At 66.8% G+C, this 2,744-nt stretch carries 2 protein-coding genes; one reads left to right on the forward strand and one right to left on the reverse strand.

The window, feature by feature from the left end:
- The first annotated feature begins 107 nt into the window (after positions 1–107).
- Positions 108–590, forward strand: coding sequence for an LppP/LprE family lipoprotein (locus tag ACOJVU_RS19120; protein WP_421531211.1), 483 nt, complete (start codon positions 108–110; stop codon positions 588–590).
- 161 nt (positions 591–751) lie between these two features.
- On the opposite strand, the gene ACOJVU_RS19125 is transcribed toward ACOJVU_RS19120, so the two are convergent.
- On the reverse strand, positions 752–2,704 hold the full coding sequence (locus tag ACOJVU_RS19125) for an acyl-CoA dehydrogenase (protein ID WP_421531212.1): 1,953 nt from the start codon (positions 2,702–2,704) through the stop codon (positions 752–754).
- Positions 2,705–2,744: the final 40 nt, after the last annotated feature.

Here is a 2,744-nt window from a genome sequence, read left to right on the forward strand (position 1 = left end):
ACTGTGCTCAGCGCTACTTTTTTCGCGTTTCGGCGCTGCCACCGCAGTCTCGACACCCCAGCGAACGGGCCCGACGGATTAACGGGCAAGACCGCTAAGCTGGCCGGATGCGTCGGCTCGCGGCGATCCTGCTGATCCTGGCTGCTGCGGCGTGCGGGTCGAACCAGGTGAGCGCGCCGTCGAGACCACCTGCGGCGTGCAAAGATTCCGCGGGGCCCAGCGACGACACGGTGCGCCGGGCAGTGGCTTCGGTCCCGATCGCGATCCCGGGCACCACCTGGGTCGAAATCGCGCGGGGACACACCGGCAACTGCCGGCTGCACTGGGTGCAGCTCATCCCGACCATCGCCAGCGAGTCGACCCCCCAGCAGCTGATCTTCTTCGACCACAACATCCCGCTGGGCGAACCGACCCCGAACCCGAAACCGTACATCACTGTGCTGAAGCCGTCCGATGACACAGTCACGGTTCAGTATCAGTGGCGCGTCGGCAACGACGAGCCCTGCTGTCCCTCCGGCCACGGCGTCGTGAAATTCCAGATCGGCCCGAACGGCAAGCTGAACACTCTCGGCAAGGTCCCGAATCAGTAGGGCTTACGACGCCTGGGGCAGTGCCTGCCCCCGCAGGCGCGATATCCGGGCCCGCGCCTCGTTCGTCGGCCACGCGTTCGGGCACGTCATCGAGCTCAGCGGGCGGTGTTCACGCGGATCGCTTCCTGGCCTGCTGCCTGCGAAGGTGGCCAGAACCGGATTCAGGGCGTGACGGCACCCGGCAGGTTCTCGGGGTGCAGCATCTCGGCGTAACGCAGCTCGTCAGGGATGCCGAAGCCGTCGACCAGCGTTCGCGCGTGCGGGCGCAGCGCTCGGCACCGGTCGTTGATCCCGCGGGTGACCGCCTTGGCCCGATCGGTGGACAGGTAGCGATGCTCGACATACCAGGCTTTGTCCTCCTCGATCACCGACAGCGCATAGAGGTCGCAGACCAGCTCCAGCACGTCGCGCGCCGGCTGATCCTCGCACGAGTCGATGCCGGCCACAAAGGCCTCCAGGATCACCCGGTCGATGTGCGCGGTCGCCGCGTGCAGCACGTGGTCCTGCACGGCGTTGAACGCGTCGAAAGCCGACATCTCCTTGGACTTGGCCTGCAGCCGGCGCGCGACGGATGACAGCAGATACTCTTCGCGGTCCTCGAACATCTTGATCTGCGTCCCGCGGTTGAACAGGCTGCCCTCCACCTCGTTGTCCTGCCGGGCATCCACGATCGTCTGGATGATGGTCTCGGCCGCAGTGCGTTTGACGACGCGGTCGCTGACCGTGACGGCGGCGAAGCGCACCCATTCGACCGGGCTCATGCTGCGGATGTCGTCGGCGTAGGCCGTGAGCAGTTCCTTGGCGACCAACTGGGTCAGCACGTGATTGTCGCCCTCGAACGTGGTGAACACGTCGGTGTCACCGCGCAGGCCGATCAGCCGGTTCTCGGCCATGTATCCCGCGCCGCCGCAGGCCTCCCGCGCTTCCTGGATGGAGCGGCTGGCGTGCCAGGTGTTGGCCGCCTTCAGCCCGGCGGCGCGCGATTCCAGCTCTCGTTGCTCCTCGGCGTCGGGTGCGTCGGCGGTCTGGACGTCGTGGCATTTGGCGACGAGCTCGTTCTGGGCGAACTGCAGCGCATAGGATTTCGCGATCAACGGGAACAGTCGGCGCTGGTGCGCCAGGTAGTCCATGATCAGCAGCTCGGTGCCATCGTCGGGTGCGCTGAACTGCTTGCGCTGCAACGCATAACGTGTCGCGATGTCCAGTGAGACGCGCGCCGCGGCGGCGGCGCTGCCGCCCACGGTGATCCGGCCGCGCACCAGGGTGCCCAGCATCGTGAAGAACCGTCGGTTGGGGTTGTCGATCGGCGAGGTGTACGTACCGTCCGGCGCGACGTCGCCGTACTTGTTCAGCAGGTTGACCCGCGGGACCCGCACCTGGTCGAACATGATGCGGCCGTTGTCGACACCGGGCAGGCCACCCTTGTACTCGCAGTCCGAGGTCGTCACACCGGGCAGGTCGTTGCCGTCGCCGTCGCGGATCGGGACCAGCAGGCAGTGCACGCCGTGGTTCACCGGCATGCCTTCCGCGGTGGTGATCAACTGCGCGAAAACCGCTGCGATGGTAGCTGTTTCGGCGGCACCGCCGATGTAGTCCTTGCGTGCCGACGGTGTGGGGGAGTCGATGACGAACTCCTGGGTCGCGGCGTCGTAGGTCGCGGTGGTCTCCAGCGACTGCACGTCGCTGCCGTGGCCCGTCTCGGTCATCGCAAAACAGCCGCACAACTCGAGGCTGATGATCCTTCTCACGTGGGCTTCGTGGTGCCGGCCGGTGCCGAGGTTCTCGACGGCGCCGCCGAACAGGCCCCACTGCACGCCGGCCTTGACCATCAGCGACAGGTCCGACATCGCGAGCATCTCGATCATGGTGATCGCAGCCCCGACGTCGCCGGTGCCGCCGTGTTCCTTGCGGAAGGTGTCGCCGGCGGCGCCGAACGCGGCCATGATCCTCATCTGCTCGCCCACTTTGGTGCGCGCGATCACAGTGTTTGGCGTGTAATGCGGGCGGAACATGTCTTCGGTCATGGTGGCCCGCATCCGGTTTTTCACGTCGCGCCAACGCCCGTCCAGCGCGTTGCGCAGATGCTCGGCAGTGCTCGTCGCTCCCGGGGCCATCACCCGACCGTAGCCCGCGGTTCGCGCGGCAGAAACGACC

Source organism: Mycobacterium sp. THU-M104 (genome assembly GCF_049197365.1).
Taxonomy (GTDB): Bacteria; Actinomycetota; Actinomycetes; order Mycobacteriales; family Mycobacteriaceae; genus Mycobacterium.

Excerpts from the sequence above, each read along its gene's own strand:
- ACOJVU_RS19125 (WP_421531212.1), bottom strand. The coding sequence starts at position 2,704 with ATGGCCCCGGGAGCGACGAGCACTGCCGAGCATCTGCGCAACGCGCTG.
- ACOJVU_RS19120 (WP_421531211.1), top strand. The coding sequence starts at position 108 with ATGCGTCGGCTCGCGGCGATCCTGCTGATCCTGGCTGCTGCGGCGTGC.